The following is a 17855-nucleotide window of genomic DNA, read 5'->3' as shown; positions in this document are numbered from 1 at the left end:
TTGAATAATTAATATGGTCCTCAGTCCAATCTTCACTTTGACTTTCTTTGACCTTATACATATAGTATACTTTGACCTTTTTTGACTTTCAATCTTTTTGCTTATGGGAACTTTTAGCTTTATGTAGAATTCTCTTTCACTTGTTGTTTGAAGAGTATAGTAGGAACAGGCGGTTGAATTCAAGTGATTGATTTGGTCAAATAAAAAAAAGCTGGCTTTTACCCAGCTTTCTCTTCTTAGTACCAGTGCTCCCAGTTTTCTTTGTAACAATGATGCTTTTTATAGCAAGTACACTTTTTAATTTGTTTCAATTCGTATAAAATCTCTTCCAGTAATTTTTCGATATCTTTTCGTCCATTTTGATGATTGTCTTTTTCATCGCAATTTTTATAACTCATACGTTGATTCACCACCTTTTCTAAATTTGGTCAATTAATAAAACCAATAGCAAGCTAAAAAAAGCAAATTGGTCATGTGAATGACTGGTACTATACAGTACTTGTAAAGCACTTAACATATAGTTATCATATGAAAGCAATGCTAGTTTCGTATGATAGAAACGTCTATTCTTAGCAAAAAGGGCTCAAAAGACCAAAAAAAGTGCTAGGCCTGAATGATCAGGTCTAGCACTTTTTCTATTTAATCTACTACATTCAGTCTCAAACAAACATTTATACTAACTCGCGCTCCCAATGACGATGGGCCGCGACGGCTGCTGCAAATTCTTTGGCAAATGACTGCATGTCATTCCCCGTTACGACACCAGCGCCGCTAATAGATGCTTCTTCCAACCACTTCATGCCTTCATGGGTCGCACCAATAGGTTTAAAGTGAGAATAGGCTTCTTTCACAAAGTATGTCGTGTCTTGAGAGAACTTTCTATCAACATTCTCTCCACCGACAACGTAAAGGCTATCAAATAATACTGATTCTCCCGTTAAGAATGTATGATCTACCTCAAGCTCGCTACCGTCATCCCCTTTTCGCATTCCCAACTTGTCACTAATGACCTCAGGCTGGATACCCTCTTCTTTAAGTGTAGATAGAACCGTATTCACTTCTTCACCCTTAAAGCCGTTACCGACAATGACACCGACCTTACGGGTAGTCGGTTTCTTAATCGTATTTTCCTGACTTAAGGCTGGAGATGATTTCGTTATCTTCGAATCTTCTCGATCTGGAACTTCTACATTGATCGCTTCAGCAAAGCCTTTTGCCAGATCCATGCTGACGTTGGCAAACATATCGACAACCTGTTTCTGCACTGATTTGCTTTTCACTTTACCAAGTTCAAAGCTGAAGGCTTGCACGATATGTTCTTTCTCAGGCTCACTCATGCTATTCCAGAATAGCGTAGCTTGGGAGAAATGATCCTTAAAGCTTTCACTTCTGGCACGGACCTTTCGTCCTTCCATTTTCTCCTGGTAGTGAGTATAGCCTCCCTCTTCCTTGGAAGCAGGGGCCGGTGTATTATGGGCAAGTGAGTTGTTGTGATAGCTCACCTGGCCTTTATTGATTGTATGACGACCATGTCCATCTCGTTGGTTATTGTGGAATGGGCACACCGGACGGTTGACCGGAAGCTCATGGAAGTTCGGTCCTCCAAGGCGAATCAATTGTGTATCCGTATAGGAGAATAAACGTCCTTGTAATAACGGATCATTGGAGAAGTCGATTCCAGGTACTACAGATCCTGGATGGAAAGCCGCTTGTTCCGTTTCTGCAAATACATTATCCACATTTCGGTTCAAAGTCATCTTCCCGACGATCTTCACGGGAACTTCTTCTTCAGGCCATAGCTTCGTTGGATCAAGGAGATCAAAGTCAAAATTAAACTCATCTTCTTCTTTAATCAGTTGAACTCCAAGCTCGTACTCCGGGTAATCTCCATTTTCAATGGATTCATAGAGATCTCGGCGATGGAAATCAGGATCTTTCCCGTTGATCTTCTGGGCTTCATCCCACACCAGTGAGTGAGTACCCAGTACAGGCTTCCAATGGAATTTCACAAAATGAGCCTTGCCTTCCTCGTTCACCAGGCGGAATGTATGAACGCCGAAGCCTTCCATCATGCGCAGGCTTCGTGGGATGGCACGGTCTGACATAGCCCACATGACCATATGAGCAGACTCCTGGTTGTTCCCTACAAAATCCCAGAACGTATCATGGGCTGAAGCCGCTTGAGGCATTTCATTATGTGGTTCCGGTTTAAGTGCATGTACCAAATCAGGGAACTTGATCGCATCCTGAATGAAGAACACCGGGATATTGTTCCCGACGAGGTCATAATTGCCCTCTTCTGTATAGAATTTCGTTGCAAATCCACGTGCATCACGTACTGCCTCTGCAGAGCCCTTGGATCCCGCTACAGTGGAAAAGCGGACAAAGACAGGGGTTTTCGTTGAAGGATCCTGAAGAAATTTCGCTCGGGTATATTTTTTCATAGAATCATAGAGTTCGAATTCACCATGTGCCGCGAAACCTCGTGCATGGACAATTCGCTCAGGAATACGTTCATGGTCAAAGTGGGTCATTTTCTCACGAAAGTGGAAATCTTCCATAAGGGTAGGTCCCCGGTCTCCTGCTTTCAAGGAGAACTCATCCTCTGATACCTTCAGCCCCTGATTCGTGGTAAGATGCTTTCCTTCGTCCTCTACTCTGTACTGTTCAAGCTGTTCATCCTTGCTCTTGCCATTCACACTTGTACGACGATCGTCTCCCATTCTTTCATCCCTCTCTATGGATATTAATGTTTATTATGTAAAACATTCCTGTTTCATTAGTACCCGTGGTAATACCTTTTAAACATTTTTTGGATAGTTTGGAATTGGTGATGAAAGAAGATCTTCAGGAGGGATATTCGCTTCAAAGTAAAGAGAGCCAAACCCAGGAAAAGGTTTAGCTCTCTAGTTTCAGTGCTGCGAATGGGAAACAACATCTTTACCAGGTTTAGATGCAATTCCTTTAATTGCTGTCTTCAATGAATTCTACAGGCCCGGTAATGTCTACACCTTCAGGTATCCGAAGATAAAGAATGTCGCTTCCGATTAGATTTTCATACTCACTATCCCACACCTTTTCGCCTTTGAATTGTCGGGTTGTGAAACCATTTGTATAGAAAGAAAAATTCATTTCCACTGGATCTGGAGATTTGAGGTATAGTGAATCTCCCTCTAGTTCTAATTCTGGTGAGGGCATTTTCCCTGTCACGTCTAATCCGCTAAGAATGGTTCTTGTTACGTAGTGCTCTACTTTCAAAACAGTGCCTTTTTTCGTTCTTTCTGCCAGGATAAATGGCTCCCCATGGAACTTTCCAAATGTGCCACTTTCAATCGAAATGCGCATATCCGTATCCTTTAATGGAAACTCCCATTCTTTTTTTAAAACACCTTCAGGACTTTGATCAATCTTTCCTTTATTTGCTGCATCAAAGAAAGACATCTCTGCATCAGACTCATCCTGAATCGAAACATCCACTCCATCTATAGAATGATCAGCAGGAAGGAAATAGTACAGAACAACTGAAAAGAGAAGGAGACTGAAGTACCCTGCGAAGATCCATTGAAACCCTATGATCTTTCTCATCCTTGAGAATGGTTTGAAAACAATGAAACATGTAACCAGAACCGCCCAAAAAAGGATGGGTAAAATAGCTCCAAGTACACTCATGTTCTTACCTCCAGTCTATTTGTGATGAACGTCACAATTGAGAATAATGGGACGACTGTCAGTACGATCTTTGCGAAAAAGAAGATAAAGGATGATTCTTGTAAAAATGTACTTCCTATTTCAACTAGTGTTACCGGTTCCCCTAATAAGTAAGAACTAATAATAGAAGTGCCGAATAACATAGTCGGGATCAAAATAATGAAGATCCTGTTGATTTGAACCAGCATTCCGCATACATATCCGAATGAACAAAACAGGAAAAGATAAAGGATGATCCCCATGACCCCGAATAAAGAAGGGGTAGAGTCGGTAAAAACATACTCCGATTTGCTTATGAAGAAAAGAATATCCTTTACAAGATAGTCAGCTAGAAATGATGTGATTCCCCCCACCATACTTGCAAACAGTAAGAAGAGGATTGTTGATATCTGACTGGTGAAGCGATTTGACACAAAAGTGAAATCATCGTACCTGTATGCTTTCGTCGTCACGATGATGGAAATGATAAATGCCCATATCATCATAAACGCAATAATCATACTGTTGGAATACGTATGGATCTCATAGGTAAGAGTCCTTGAACTACCGCCGCCCATACCCGTACCATTTAATGAAAATAATATGGCAAGGAGCTGAATGACCATCAATGATGAATAAACGCCCCTATAGGCTTTCATTTTGTAGAAAAATTGTTTTATCACAATCTCCCGCCTATTCAATTCAGCTAAATACATCGTCAATCCCTCCTGTTGTTTGATTTGTTAAATACACGCATAAATCTTCTGTTGAGACGGAGGATATCTGAAATTCCCCCATCCATTCCGGCTCATGGGATTCATTCTTTACAACGGCATAAGTAGAATCCATTCCGACCTCTTTCCTATAGAGTATCGACTCCTCGGGGACATACTGTTTCAGCAAATCCGTTTTCCCAGTCAACCCTACAGCATAGTGTTGTAAATCAACTAGTGGCAGGTGGAGACATTTTCCTCCTTCTTTAATAAGAAGTACATCTTCCAATAAGTCCTCTATTTCAGTAAGTAAATGACTTGATAATATGATTGTACGGGGATAGGCGATGTAATCTTTCAGGAGGGCACGGTAAAAATCTTTCCTAACCGCTGCGTCCATTCCTGTTGTCGGCTCATCCAATATGGTAAGGGGACACCTGGCTGCTAGACCTACGATCATATTAAAGGTACTTTTCATCCCTTTTGATAGAGAAGCATGATGTTGATTCGGATTAAAAGCGAAATAGGAGAACAATCGCTTGGCAATGTCCTTATCCCAATTTTGATAAAAAGAACCCATTACATCTAAAATTTCACCTAGATTCAAATATGGAGAGAAACTCATCTCGTCATCAATGTAAATCGTATTGGCTGAAACCTTCAGGCTATTAAAAGGCTTTTCCGACAACACCCGGATCTCCCCTGATGTTTCACGGATGAAGCCGGCCATGATTTTTAATAAAGTCGTTTTCCCGGCCCCATTCCTTCCTATCAATCCAGTAATCTTATTTTCTCCTAACGAAATGGACAGGTCATTCAATGCTTTTTGGCGACCATACGTTTTCACAAGACCCTTGCATTCCATTACACTCACTTCGAATCCCCCGCTTTCATCTCTTCTTGAATCATAGAAATCAATTCTTTATTTGATACATTCAAGTGGGCCGCTTCTTTCACTATTTCTTTCACAAGTGTTGATAACGTTTGATTCTTTCGTTTCATCTGGATGATGCTTCTCGCATTAGATGAGACAAACATGCCAAGCCCCCTTTTTTTGTATAATACCTCTTCATCCACTAGGACGGTTAACCCCTTTGCAGCTGTTGCAGGATTGATATTATACATTTCGGCCAGCTGATATTGGGAATATACTTTATCTTCAGGTAGAAAGTTTTGTGCCAGAATTTCCGTTTCCAACCATTCTGAAATTTGGATATAAATCGGTTTCATACTACTCGAATCGAGAATCAAACGAACACCTCCTCACTGAACAACCATAGTACATTACTGTTGTAATGTACTATATATTAATTGGATGAAAATAACAATGGTAATATGCCTATTTTTAGAAAAAATTTCAAATCTTCTTTACGAACGTAACATTGTTCTGTTACACTAACCTTAAAGTAACGTAACAATGTTTTGTTACGAAAAGAGGTGACCCTCTCGTTGGAAACAGATCTGATATCCAAGAAGGAAGTATTGGAACTGACCGGTATTTCGTACGGGCAACTATATCGCTGGAAACGAAAGAACATCATCCCTGAAGAATGGTTTATCAAGAAATCCAGCTATACAGGTCAAGAAACGTTCTTTCCAAGGGATAAAATGCTTTCAAGAATTGACACCATCAAAGAGATGAAAGACGGGTACTCACTCGATGAGCTTTCAGATTTCTTCTCTCCCAATCCTACAAAGATTGAAATTGGGGAAGGTGAATTACGCTCATCTACAATTCTTTCAGAGCATACCCTTTCTCTCTGTACATCCCTATTACCTGAGCAAGACACTTTCGAGTTTCCGGAACTATTAAATATGATGATTATTGATAAAACTCAAGTGTTACATGTTCCAAGAGAAGATCAGCAAACCTTATTTCTTTTTCTTCATGAGAAGTTTACTCCACTGAAAGAATCTTCACTTGAGTTGGTTGGAATTCGTAAAGGTGGGACCTATATATGGATGCTCCTCCCTCTTCATTCCAACTTTCAAGCAGACCGTTTAGCTCAAGTTGTGTTGAGATTCGATTTACAACAAATGATGGAAGAATTGAAAATCATATTATCTAATACAAAAGGGATGTAAAGTCCCTAAATAGGAGGAAACAAGGATGAACACAGTGGACAAAAAAGAATTGCATGACTTGAAGATAAGCGGATCGGGAACGTCTGGTGGAGGACAATTTGATGCCGTGAAAATCAGTGGAAGCGGAAAAATCGCTGGTGATATCGACTGCCACGAACTGAAAATTTCAGGTTCCGGCACCATTACTGGAGACGTAAAAGCGGGATACATCAAGACGAGCGGGTCTTCTACCTTCAAAGGGGACACAAAGGCAGAAAAGATTACCACAAGTGGAAGCTCAAAATACAATGGTTCTGTGATGGCAGCCGAGATGAACACAAGTGGATCGACCAAGGTGGAAAAAGACCTTGTCTTTAAGAGCTTCAAGGTGAGCGGGTCCTGTAAGGTCGGTGGAAAGATCCAAGGTGGAATGATTAAAACGAGCGGGTCTTTACGGGTAGCAAAGGATTGTGAAGTGGAATCCTTCACCTCTTCAGGTTCTGTTCACATCGAAGGATTGCTGAACGCTGACAAGGTGCAAATTGAAATCAATCATGAATCCTCTATTAAAGAAATAGGTGGCGAAACGATTTCAGTGACACATCACAATTCCAACAGGTTGATCAAGCAAGTGGTCAACTTCTTCCTACAAAAAGAAGATTATTTATTTTCCGAGCTGATCGAAGGTGACGAAGTATACCTTGAAAACACGAAGGCCAAACTCGTCCGGGGCAAAAACGTTGTGATCGGAGAAAATTGCAACATTGATTCCGTTGAATATTCTGGAAAACTCGATGTAAAAAAAGATAGTCGTATCGGAAATAAAGTAAAGATTTAATTCGCGATTAAAAAACAGGGATGGACGCTCCTATCCCTGTTTTTTCATGTTCTCCATTCGTATTTACGGATTCTTAACTCCTCCATCATCGAAATTTCATATTTTTATTCTGAATAGTCTGCTATATTAATAGGTATATAGTACAATCTTTCGAGAAAGCTGGGGACCATTATGGAACGTTTGACCGATCATTTGATTATCATTTCTTTCGATTGTTTATCTGCTTTGGATTACCCGCTCCTTAAGGAACTTCCCCACTTCCAGGAACTACTTACTCATGGATCCTTTTGCAAAAAGGTTGAAACCGTCTACCCCTCTGTGACCTATCCTTGTCACGCAACCATTGTTACCGGGAAGTACCCTAACCGCCACGGTGTCGTGAATAATACACTCCTTCAGCCAGGATCTGACTCTCCCGACTGGCACTGGCACCGGCAATCGATCAAAGGGACTACCTTATATGACGAAGCCAGGAAATCGGGGATGACCACTGCCGCCCTGCTTTGGCCTGTAACAGCCAAAGCGGATATTGATTACAATATGCCGGAGATCTTTGCTAATCGCCCTTGGCATAATCAAATCCTTGTTTCCCTTCTAAATGGCAGTCCTCTCTACCAATTGCAGATGAATCGCCTCTTTGGACATATCCGGAATGGCCTGAACCAGCCTGAGCTGGATGATTTCGTTCTCGAATCCACGATTGAAACGATCCAAAAGAAGCCCGACCTATTGCTTGTTCACTTTACCGATCTGGATACACAACGTCATTATCATGGATTTTCTTCTGAAGAAGCATATGCGGCTTTACGTCGCCATGATGCCCGGTTGGGGAGAATCCTGAAAGCGTTAAAGGAAAACGGCATTTATGACAAATCGACAATTGTCGCCTTGGGTGACCATAGTGCCCTTGATGAAACAAAGGCCGTTCAACTTAACGTTATCCTAAAAGAAAAAGGGTTGATTACCTTAACCGACCGGGGGAAAGTAGCTGACTGGAAAGCGTATTGCAAGGGATGCGATGGTTCAGCATATGTGTATACAAAGGACAAGGAAACTGCACAAGCTGTTAAGTCCCTTCTGTTGCAATTACAGGAGGATCCTGAAAACGGTATCGAAACCATACTTACTGGTGAAGAAGCGGGAAGAAAAGGAGCAGATGGACATTGTTCGTTTATGCTCGAAGCCCGACTCGGTTTCTACTTTAAGGATGCCATTGAAGGTGATTTCATCCATACGATTACCCCGGAGGATGTGAAGGAGAAGCGTTATACTTATGGATCCCATGGCTATTCACCAGAAAAAGAGAACTATTCAACCATCTTCATGGCAGCAGGCAACGGAATCCGCTCACAATTTGAAATTCCATATATGCGCCTCATAGATGAAGGACCAACCTTCGCTCGATTACTCGGTCTCAGCTTAATAGATATAGACGGAAAACTCATCGAAGACCTACTGGAGGTTTAAAGAAGATTTTGTTTCCTTAGGGGGAAAAACTATGAAACGTTTTTCGAAAGAAGAAAACAGCTGGATTTTTTATGATTGGGCAAATTCTGCGTATTCCATTATTATTTCAACCGCTGTCTTTCCACTTTTTTATAAAGCTGCCGCAACAAACGCTGGAGTCAGAGCCTCTGATTCAACTGCCTATTTAGGGTATACGATTGCCATCGCTACATTTATCCTCGCCATGATCGGTCCGATATTGGGGACAATCGCCGATTATGAAGGCTACAAGAAGAAGTTCTTTACGTTCTTCTTTGCCTTAGGGGTCACCTTCACAGCCATCCTGGCTTTCGTTCCGAGCGATCAGTGGCTACTGCTCTTGATCTTTTATACTGTAGCAGCCGTCGGGTCAGCCGGTTCGAACGTCTTTTATGATGCCTTCTTGACAGACGTTACGACTGAAGAACGAATGAACCGTGTATCGTCCCGGGGATTTGGATTTGGATATATTGGAAGCACGATTCCGTTTATCATCAGTATCGCCATCATCATCCTGTCTCAAAACGGAATTCTCCCCTTCTCTGTAACAATAGCCAGTAAAATTGCCTTTGTGATTACCGCAATATGGTGGGGGCTCTTCTCTATACCGCTATTAAAAAATGTGCACCAACGCTACTTTATCCAACGTGAAAAGAGCCCTGTGGCAAATAGCTTTAAGCGCCTTGGAAAAACGATAAAAGAAATCAGGAAATACCGGGCATTATTTTTATTCCTTCTTGCCTATTTCTTTTATATCGACGGAGTTGGAACGATCATTACCATGTCTACCGCCTATGGAAGCGACCTTGGCATCACTTCCACCAACCTCTTGATTATTCTGTTTGTAACTCAGGTTGTGGCTGGACCTTTTGCTATGCTATATGGCAGGCTAGCTGAGAAATTCACAGGTAAAAAGATGCTATATGTAGGGATTTGCGTATATATTATCGTTTGCATCTACGCTTATTTCCTGAAAACGACCATGGATTTCTGGATCTTAGCAATGCTTGTCGCTTCTTCACAAGGAGGAATTCAGGCATTGAGTCGAGCGTATTTCGCTAAGCTGATACCCAAGAAAAACGCCAATGAATTCTTCGGGTTTTACAACATCTTTGGTAAATTCGCTTCAATTCTTGGACCATTGTTAGTGGCCGTTACCGCACAAGTTACAGGTGAGTCCAACAGTGGAGTATTCAGCCTTGTCATCCTGTTTATTGTTGGCCTCGTGATTCTTGCTTTCGTTCCTGAACCGAAAGGAAATGAAATTGAAAAGCCTACCATTGTTTAAAAAGAAAGCCTGAAGTCAATGACTTCAGGCTTTCTCTTTCATTAAAATGTATGTGCTGCATTCTTAGCCCGGTCAATCGCGTCTCTCTTGATTTCATCGGCTTTATCGGGCATGGCGGCGTGCCCTTCTACAAATACCCCATCGAAGGAAGGTACACCAAAAAACTGCATCACGATGCTTAAATAACGATGGCCCATTTCCATGCCGGCTGCTGGCCCTTCAGAGTAAATGCCTCCCCTGGCTTGAATATGGATGGCTTTCTTGTCCGTTAATAATCCTACCGGACCTTGCTCTGTATACTTAAATGATTTCCCTGCCACGGCAACAGAATCAATATACGCTTTCATCACCGGTGGAAATGAGAAATTCCATAGGGGAGTGACAAACACATATTTATCTGCACTGATGAACTGGTCTGATAACTCATTAAGGCGATTCACTTTCTTCTGTTCTTCCGGAGAAAGTTCCTCAAACCCTTTCCCTGATTGAAGCTTTCCCCACCCACTGAAGACATCGGCATCAATATGGGGAATATGTTCACGATACAAATCAATATGAACCACTTCATGGTCAGGATTCACTTCTTTGTATGTATCAATGAATGCTCTCGCCGCCGCCATGCTGTATGATTGGGTATCATCATGGGGATGGGCCGTAATATATAACACTTGTACCATTATTCATCCATCCTTTTCTTTGTTATGTCGACCATGGTATTTTGTGAAGATGCGGATGGAATTATCCTCGTTCAAACAAAAAAAGAATGCTGTCTGCTCTAGACAACATTCTTTTTTAATGGTATTTACTCTTCTTCCGGTAGTGATTCAAATGGGTTTCCCCCGATATTCTTTCTCATCTCGTCAGTTAGTTCAAATGGTGGATTCTCTTGCATTTCCCCTTTTACAAATTGGTGACTTCCATCAAAATGACATGGTTTACCTTCCAATATGGACACCTCCGTTTTCCTGTAGTATGACCTATGTGTAAGGCGATATTCAGATTAAAGGTACCAGAATAAGCCTTTTTTCTAGTAGTATTTACTCATTATAGTATTCTTCATTTCCATGGTTTATCCTCTTTTCCGATCTTAAATTGATATTTTTTATTTTCTAATACAACAACTTGATCAGGTGATGCCTTTGCCACTTGTTTTGTTTCCTGAACGAGATGATAAATGATTTCATGGCATTGGAGAGCTCCTTTTACAAGTAGAGGAACGCCGATCCAGTCGATACCCAATTCCCGGGAGAAGAAACCTCCCGCTGTCATAAGGGGTGGAACCGTAGGGGAGGTGTTGGAAATAATGATTTTTTCCCTTTCTCCATATCGGTTAAGCAGGATGGTACTTAAATCGGTTAATGCAGGAACAACATATTTAGAAGATCTTCTTCCAATCGTATACACCGGGTTATTTTCATCGTCCGTTCCATGAAAAAGTATGTGACCAGCTTCTTTTTTCGTAAGTTGGTTAAAATAAGGGACGAGGAGGATATCACTCTTGGTAAGACTTGTTAGCCTGAGTATATGTAAATGATAAGCCGCTGCAATGGACGTGGTATGAGTCCCTCCGAAATCATTATAAATATAAATCATTGGACTCTCTCCTTTTAAGAAAAAAAATGTTCTCTTCAGTATGAACTCAATGAGTAAAGTGTATCCCTTCTCGTTTCCACTCATGAAAAAAATCCTGCCCCCGGAACGTGGGAGCAGGATTTTCTACTTCAGGATCAGCCACCAGCAGGAGCGGCCCCTGCTGCTGGTGCTGCGGTTCTCTGCCCTAGTTCTTGATCCAGTACTAATAGAGCTGCAGGATTGTCCCGGGCAATTTTCATCCGGTCCACAATCGTCTGAGCCTGAGCTTCTTCATCAATTTGTTCCCTTAAAAATTCCTGAATGATCACGGCTGTTTGCTGATCACTTTGTGCCGCATAATCATATGCTTGCTGGTACGATTTTGTAACAAACTGCTCGTGCTCCAACACTTTTTGGAAGGTTTCAAGCGGTGACCCATACTCCTTAGGCTGTGAAGGGAGCTGTTGAAGATCAACCATTCCTCCTCTGTCGGTCATATAATCGATCAACTTTAGCATGTGCATACGTTCTTCCTCCGACTGAAGCCTCAGCCAGCTTGCCATTCCCGTATAATTTTGGTTAGCCATATAGGCAGACATGGCAAGATACAAGGTAGTCGACACATGCTCAATTTGAATTAAGTTATTTACAAGCTTTTGGATTTGATCGTTCATCATAATCGTCCTCCTATCATTATATTGACCATTTATTTTATTAATAAAATTCCATAAATATGTTACATAGAAAAACAGAGACATCTACATCTGATGTCTCTGTTTTTCTTCGAGGAAGCGCTTTTGTTTTCTTCTCATGACGAATTCTTCAAGGGTACCAGACCCACACACAACTCCAATGACGATGAAAACCAATCCAACCAGGTGATACAATGTCACCATTTCATTAAGGAATATAGCCGCTCCTATCAAAGAGAAAAAAGTATTGAGGTTAAGGAATATCGAGGTTTCAGCGGCCCCGATTTTTCCAATGGAGTGGTTGTAAATCATATGTCCCACTGCTGTTGCCAATATGGCAGAAGCAAAGAACAGAAGCCAAATCGAACCTGGTGCATTCCCTAATTGTTTCAAACCATTCGGCTCTGTGATGAGACTGATGGCAAACAGAACAATTGAACCGAACACAAGCATATATCCCGTCAGCAACCGGGGATCTAACGTTTTCGCTGCCCGGCTGATGATGATGAAGCTGAGCGCCTGAGAAAATATGGAGATAAAGATGAACAAATCCCCCTCCTTCAATCCACCAATCCCCTCTCCTCCTGACAACACTATGATCGTCACTCCCACACTGCCTGAAAGGAATCCAATGACCTTAATCACGGTCGGACGGTTACGAAGGATGACCGTCGCCATCAACGCCGTCAACAACGGCCCTGTTCCAAGAATTAGTCCCCCGTTTGTAGAAGACGTTCCTGTTAACCCAACAGATAAAAAATAGTGGTGACTGACAACATTCAATAGTCCTCCCGCAATGATGAAAGAGAGCTCCTTAGCAGTCGGTCTTCTGATCTTCCCCATAAAACCTAGGACAATGAATACCGTGATGCCTGCGGTGAAAATGCGAAGAGAAGTGATCGTTACCGGCGTAAACTCACTTACCAGCGTTTTCAATGCAGGTACATTAAATCCCCAAATCAACATAATAAACACTAAAGTCAAATACGTTTGCCATTTTTTCAAAACGCCGAAGCCTTCTTTCTAATTCGTATAGTCACCCAATCATAGCACCCTCAGTCATGCCCCGCTAGAAAAAAAAGAATCATTTTCTGAAACAAAATAGAAATTTCTTTCATTAAATATGTAGAAACCAAAGGAGAACCTTATTGATGGAAAACTATATGAAAGTACCGATGAGACCTGCAATGAATAGTAGAGGATGCTATGTTCGTACATAATTCGGTTTACTCTCTATTAGACACACATAGAGAAACCATTTTTCAAGCCACATCATTCCTTGCCCGCGACTATGCTATAGTATAGATTGAAAGGAGTTTTTTATAATGACAAATCAAGAACTGCCACCAAAAACGTGTACTATCGAACGTCTTGTTACGAAGAAAGAGGACGTTAAAAAAGTGATGCAAGGTACGAAAACAGCGACTCGCAGAAATGGTCGATACGCTGATATTGGAGAAATCATGGAGCTTGAAGGGGAGAAATACATAGTGAATAGCGTTTATTCACAATCACTTGGTGAACTGACAGACGATCACGCCAAACAAGAGGGCTTTCAAACCGTTGAAGAATATAAAGACACCATCCTCTCCTATCATCCTGGAATGCCTTGGCACCCAAGCATGAGAGTGTGGGTTCACGAATTTAGTTTAGTGACAGAGTAGGTCATTTCTCATGGAGACTCTACTTTATAGAACACTGATCTACCTTCATGTGATTAGTGTCGTGGCCTCGATTGGGCCATTTTTCATTTTATTGCCGATGATTAAGAAGTTACGAACAGCTTCTCTGGCCATACTACCTTCGTACTTAGATACGTTTCGATTTACCGTCCAGCTCTCCAAGCATTCCGGGCATGTACTAGTCGGGACTGGCATTCTTCTAGTCCTACTCGGACCTTGGACATGGACGACACCGTGGATCATCATGACCCTCTTTATCATGTTCTGCTCCCTGTTCTTTCTCGCACGGGCATTTTCACCGACCCTCAGGAAATTCGGGGAGGACGACGGAGACCGTGAATCGCTGGTTCGGAAATTGAAACGGACCGTATGGATTTATCTCATACTGTTACTTTCGATGCTTTGGTTTATGGTCGTGAAGCCTAGTTTGTGGTTGTAAAGGGGATTGATTGTAGCGTGAGCCTGGTGCGTATATCTGGTTCACGCTTTTTCAATCCTTTTGTACTTTACTAAATAGCATCAACTATATACCCTCAAGTGTATTAATAGGGTTTCTTATGTCTTATTGAGCCACTTTTGTGGTTTATTGGGCCACTTTCGGTTGTAATCGGGCCACTTTAGCGATTAATTGGGCCAGTCTTAGGAAAAATTGTGCCAAATTGTGAACAGGACACCGTTTTCAGTACTGCATACCCTCCTCATTCTGCAATCCTATGTCAACTAGCCCTCCTTTTCAGTGAAAACTTCTACTCGTTCTTCCCTTTAGAATCTAGAACCTTCATAAAATATGCTGTCGGCAACAGCAACCCAATGGCAGCTTCAAATAATGCAAAGAATCTAAGATGACCAGTTGGGATATAGTCACCGTACCCGACCGATAAGATCGTCACACCGCTATAATAGAGGTAATTGAGAAACGAATGGTCGACAGGCTTTCCACTTGGTGAACTAACCTTGAGCATAGGATCATGGAAGGACAAAGCATAATAAAGTACAGCAAATGCGATCATGATACTGAAAAGCACAAAGAACAGCTTATAAAATAACGGCGTACTGAAATAACTGTACTTGAAATGCTTATCTTTAAAGAAATAAATTAAGTTTACTAGGATAAATAGAATAACTCCTAATGTAACGATACTAGCCAAAACGTTGTGAATCCTCCTCTTAAAATATGCTAAGTTTTATATACCACGTGCTTTATGTTTAAAACTCACTTTTGGATCATTTTCTTCGTTCGATACTGGTTCCTTTTTCATCAATCATTTCTCTTACTTACACATTACATAACGTTTATATGACTTACTCCTGTCCACCTCACCAGCTAAAATTTTCTATTCCATTTCAAAAAAAATCACATATGATAAACCAACTTCCTTATTTTGAGAAAGGTGAGAATAATAGTGAAACAACCATTCAGTATGTATAGACCGGCACATGGCGGTGGAGGGCATGCAGGTTGGGGCAATGGGCATGGGCATGCTTCCTGGGGTCACGGATCAAGTTGGAATCATGGAGGAAATTGGAACCATGGTGGGAACTGGAATCACGGCTTTGGATACCCTGGTTTTGCAGCAGGGACTGTCACAGGTTTAGCCGTCGGCGCAGCCGTATCACCTGGTCCATATCCGGTACCGGTGCCTGCTTATCCTTACCCGTACCCTTATCCATATCCACAATATTAATGAAAACAAGAAAATCCCCGACTCTCTTGTATAGAGCCGGGGATTTCTTTATCGTTAAATTCCTTCATAAAATATCAGCTTATTCCCAAACGGGTCGATGATTCCAAACTCTTTTGTTTGCCAAGGGGTCTGTTCGATTTCGGGTTTGACAAACCTGTATTTCTTCTTCATGATCATGGACTGCAGTTTCTCAATTCCATCTACTTCCATTCTAATCGCTGCTCCCGGACTACAATCCCCATGGTGTTCTGAAAGATGCAGGATGCAATCCCCTTTTGACACCTGAATGTATAGGGGAAGAGATTCGTCAAAGGAGTGCTCCCAATCAATCACGAACTCGAGAATCTTTATGTAAAACTCTTTTGCCTTATCAACATCGAAGATTCTAAGGATGGGAATCGGGTTTTTTATATGGATATTCTCTTTCAATTTTGCCACTCCCTCTCATATTATTATTTCTTCTTTATTCACCATGAAATTCCTCCTAAGGATATAGAAAAAGTTCCAAAAACGTTTATAAATCTACCATTTGTGGTAGTATACATTAGTTAGTATTTTGGAGTTTAGTATCATCAAGGAGGAACTAATATGGATTTCTTATTTCCACTTGGACTTTCCATTTCAACAGGTGCGATCATCGCCCTTTTAAAAATAGTGGCCATCGATATTATTTTATCTGGAGATAATGCGATTGTCATTGCCATGGCAACAAGAAGATTACCGAAAGACCTTCAAAATAGAGCTATTTTCTGGGGAACGGCAGGTGCCGTAATCCTGCGTATATTCCTCGCCGCCATTATTGTATATTTACTGCAAATTCCGTATGTGCACCTCATGGGAGGAATCCTATTATTATGGATTGCCTATCAAGTACTCGTTGAAGGTGACGAAGAAGCGAATATCAAATCACACAGTGGACTAAGACAAGCTATCACGACCATCATCATTGCAGATGCCGCGATGAGCCTTGATAATGTTGTCGCAGTCGCAGGTGCAGCACATGGACATATCGGAATGATCGCCCTTGGCGTATTCATCTCGATTCCAATCATGATTTTCGGATCCAAAGCCATTGTGAAAATATTGGAGAGATACCGCTGGATTGCGTATCTTGGAGCAGGGATCCTTGCCTACACAGCAGGTGATATGATCGTATCAGATGAAAAATTCTTAAACCTGATCAATATTGAGCATGGTGTGATTACCACATGCATCACAATCTTTCTGACTGCAGCCATCCTTCTTTTCGGCTTCCTGGTAAATAAACGCTCTGGATCAACTCATAATGAAAACGTGGAACAATATAATGCTTAACGATAAACGATGCTTACAATTGTAAGCATCGTTTGTTTTGTGAAAGAACTTTTGGGAAAGACTAATTGACAGTTACCAAGAGGGAGGGCGTGCTTTTTTGGATTTCTTCATGAGTCATGAATCACTAACTGCTCTAGAATGGATTTTTCGCGCTACCATTGGATTTATCTTTTTACTAATCATAGCGAAATTAATGGGGCAAAGATCCATTTCGCAGTTACGATTCCTTGATTTTGTTATGGCGCTATTAATAGGGAATATTATGGCCCACCCATTGTCTGATGAAGGATTGGGAATGAAAGGATCTATGCTTACTATGGGTACATTGGTCTTACTCTATCTAATTGGGGTTTACCTCAGTCTGCATTCAACCTTCATACGAAAAATACTCGACCCTTCCCCTATCTTATTAATAAACAACGGAGAAATCTTCTATAAAAATCTTAAGAAAGCAAGGATTCCTTTAGACAGCCTGTTATCTGAATTAAGGAAGCAGCAGATCGAAGAAGTTCAGAAAGTGGCTATAGCCCTGTGGGAACCTGGAGGGGAAATCTCATTCTTCCTCAAATCTCAGTATCAACCTGTTACCCACCAGGATTTCGCACTCCCATCCAATCCATTTGACCTTCCCACCCCCATTATTGAAGATGGCAGAATCAACCTTTCAGAATTATTGAAACTAAATAAAAACGAATTGTGGCTACACAATCAATTGAAAAACTATTATCATGTGACTGTGCAAGACGTCTTACTGGCAACGATAGACAAGCAAGACCAAATAAATATCTATTTGTATAAATGAAAGCTCCCTATATCTGTTGAGGGAGCTTTTAAC

The 17855-nt window shown here is 41.4% G+C and carries 21 protein-coding genes; 9 read left to right on the top strand and 12 right to left on the bottom strand.

Annotated elements, in window-relative coordinates:
* Positions 1-671 precede the first annotated feature (671 nt).
* The 5 genes from FGG79_RS19410 to FGG79_RS19390 all read right to left on the bottom strand — a co-directional run bounded on the left by FGG79_RS19410 (position 672) and on the right by FGG79_RS19390 (position 5651).
* Positions 672-2723 carry a catalase gene (locus FGG79_RS19410; RefSeq protein WP_138781391.1) on the bottom strand — a complete coding sequence of 684 codons (2052 nt, stop codon included), beginning with the start codon at positions 2721-2723 and terminating at the stop codon, positions 672-674.
* Between the two features lie 241 nt (positions 2724-2964).
* Positions 2965-3669 (bottom strand): hypothetical protein, encoded by a 705-nt coding sequence (locus tag FGG79_RS19405; RefSeq protein WP_138781389.1) that lies wholly within the window; start codon positions 3667-3669, stop codon positions 2965-2967.
* A complete protein-coding gene (locus FGG79_RS19400; RefSeq protein WP_138781387.1) occupies positions 3666-4403 on the bottom strand; it encodes a hypothetical protein in 738 nt (245 codons plus the stop codon). The genes FGG79_RS19405 and FGG79_RS19400 overlap by 4 nt, the downstream gene beginning before the upstream one ends.
* Positions 4390-5265 (bottom strand): ABC transporter ATP-binding protein, encoded by an 876-nt coding sequence (locus FGG79_RS19395; RefSeq protein ID WP_346764097.1) that lies wholly within the window; start codon positions 5263-5265, stop codon positions 4390-4392. The genes FGG79_RS19400 and FGG79_RS19395 overlap by 14 nt, the downstream gene beginning before the upstream one ends.
* A 5-nt stretch (positions 5266-5270) precedes the next feature.
* Entirely contained in the window at positions 5271-5651 is a 381-nt protein-coding gene (locus FGG79_RS19390; protein WP_138781383.1) for a GntR family transcriptional regulator, read from the bottom strand.
* 198 nt (positions 5652-5849) lie between these two features.
* On the opposite strand from FGG79_RS19390, the gene FGG79_RS19385 reads away from it, so the two are divergent.
* From FGG79_RS19385 to FGG79_RS19370, 4 genes are all read left to right on the top strand, one after another.
* Positions 5850-6485, top strand: coding sequence for a DUF4004 family protein (locus FGG79_RS19385; protein ID WP_171051010.1), 636 nt, complete (start codon positions 5850-5852; stop codon positions 6483-6485).
* A 25-nt stretch (positions 6486-6510) separates the two neighbouring features.
* Positions 6511-7302, top strand: coding sequence for a polymer-forming cytoskeletal protein (locus FGG79_RS19380; RefSeq protein WP_138781379.1), 792 nt, complete (start codon positions 6511-6513; stop codon positions 7300-7302).
* 168 nt (positions 7303-7470) lie between these two features.
* Positions 7471-8769 (top strand): alkaline phosphatase family protein, encoded by a 1299-nt coding sequence (locus tag FGG79_RS19375; RefSeq protein ID WP_138781377.1) that lies wholly within the window; start codon positions 7471-7473, stop codon positions 8767-8769.
* Positions 8770-8800: 31 nt separating this feature from the next.
* A complete protein-coding gene (locus FGG79_RS19370) occupies positions 8801-10075 on the top strand; it encodes an MFS transporter (RefSeq protein WP_138781374.1) in 1275 nt (424 codons plus the stop codon).
* Between the two features lie 41 nt (positions 10076-10116).
* Here the strand turns inward: FGG79_RS19370 and FGG79_RS19365 are convergent, their stop codons facing one another.
* From FGG79_RS19365 to FGG79_RS19350, 5 genes are all read right to left on the bottom strand, one after another.
* A complete protein-coding gene (locus FGG79_RS19365; protein WP_138781372.1) occupies positions 10117-10752 on the bottom strand; it encodes an FMN-dependent NADH-azoreductase in 636 nt (211 codons plus the stop codon).
* Between the two features lie 125 nt (positions 10753-10877).
* Positions 10878-11021, bottom strand: a complete 144-nt coding sequence (locus FGG79_RS21935; protein ID WP_171051009.1) for a hypothetical protein — start codon at positions 11019-11021, stop codon at positions 10878-10880.
* Positions 11022-11131: 110 nt separating this feature from the next.
* Positions 11132-11668, bottom strand: a complete 537-nt coding sequence (locus tag FGG79_RS19360; RefSeq protein ID WP_138781370.1) for a DUF3189 family protein — start codon at positions 11666-11668, stop codon at positions 11132-11134.
* 134 nt (positions 11669-11802) lie between these two features.
* Positions 11803-12321 (bottom strand): ferritin, encoded by a 519-nt coding sequence (locus FGG79_RS19355; protein ID WP_138781368.1) that lies wholly within the window; start codon positions 12319-12321, stop codon positions 11803-11805.
* A gap of 84 nt (positions 12322-12405) precedes the next feature.
* Entirely contained in the window at positions 12406-13344 is a 939-nt protein-coding gene (locus tag FGG79_RS19350; protein WP_138781366.1) for a DMT family transporter, read from the bottom strand.
* 320 nt (positions 13345-13664) lie between these two features.
* Here FGG79_RS19350 and FGG79_RS19345 point away from each other — a divergent pair, with 320 nt between their 5' ends.
* Both FGG79_RS19345 and FGG79_RS19340 read left to right on the top strand, forming a co-directional pair.
* On the top strand, positions 13665-14003 hold the full coding sequence (locus tag FGG79_RS19345; protein ID WP_138781364.1) for an ASCH domain-containing protein: 339 nt from the start codon (positions 13665-13667) through the stop codon (positions 14001-14003).
* Between the two features lie 10 nt (positions 14004-14013).
* Positions 14014-14460: a hypothetical protein gene (locus tag FGG79_RS19340; protein ID WP_138781363.1), complete on the top strand. Its 447-nt coding sequence runs from the start codon at positions 14014-14016 to the stop codon at positions 14458-14460.
* A 307-nt stretch (positions 14461-14767) separates the two neighbouring features.
* Here the strand turns inward: FGG79_RS19340 and FGG79_RS19335 are convergent, their stop codons facing one another.
* Positions 14768-15169 (bottom strand): potassium channel family protein, encoded by a 402-nt coding sequence (locus tag FGG79_RS19335; RefSeq protein WP_138781361.1) that lies wholly within the window; start codon positions 15167-15169, stop codon positions 14768-14770.
* A 255-nt stretch (positions 15170-15424) separates the two neighbouring features.
* Between FGG79_RS19335 and FGG79_RS19330 the strand changes: the two genes are divergently transcribed.
* A complete protein-coding gene (locus FGG79_RS19330; RefSeq protein ID WP_240794338.1) occupies positions 15425-15706 on the top strand; it encodes a hypothetical protein in 282 nt (93 codons plus the stop codon).
* Between the two features lie 54 nt (positions 15707-15760).
* Here FGG79_RS19330 and FGG79_RS19325 read toward each other — a convergent pair whose 3' ends face one another.
* The gene (locus tag FGG79_RS19325; RefSeq protein WP_240794337.1) at positions 15761-16135 is read right to left on the bottom strand and encodes a glyoxalase superfamily protein; all 375 of its coding nucleotides are present in this window, start codon (positions 16133-16135) and stop codon (positions 15761-15763) included.
* Positions 16136-16294: 159 nt separating this feature from the next.
* Here FGG79_RS19325 and FGG79_RS19320 point away from each other — a divergent pair, with 159 nt between their 5' ends.
* The gene (locus FGG79_RS19320; protein ID WP_138781359.1) at positions 16295-17020 is read left to right on the top strand and encodes a TerC family protein; all 726 of its coding nucleotides are present in this window, start codon (positions 16295-16297) and stop codon (positions 17018-17020) included.
* A 97-nt stretch (positions 17021-17117) separates the two neighbouring features.
* On the top strand, positions 17118-17822 hold the full coding sequence (locus FGG79_RS19315; protein WP_138781357.1) for a DUF421 domain-containing protein: 705 nt from the start codon (positions 17118-17120) through the stop codon (positions 17820-17822).
* Positions 17823-17855 lie beyond the last annotated feature (33 nt).

Origin of the sequence: Bacillus sp. BHET2, from assembly GCF_005938125.1 — a bacterium.
Taxonomy (GTDB): Bacteria; Bacillota; Bacilli; order Bacillales; family Bacillaceae_B; genus Rossellomorea.
Note: the sequence above shows the minus strand (reverse complement) of the source record. Positions and strands in the feature narration are given on the sequence as shown.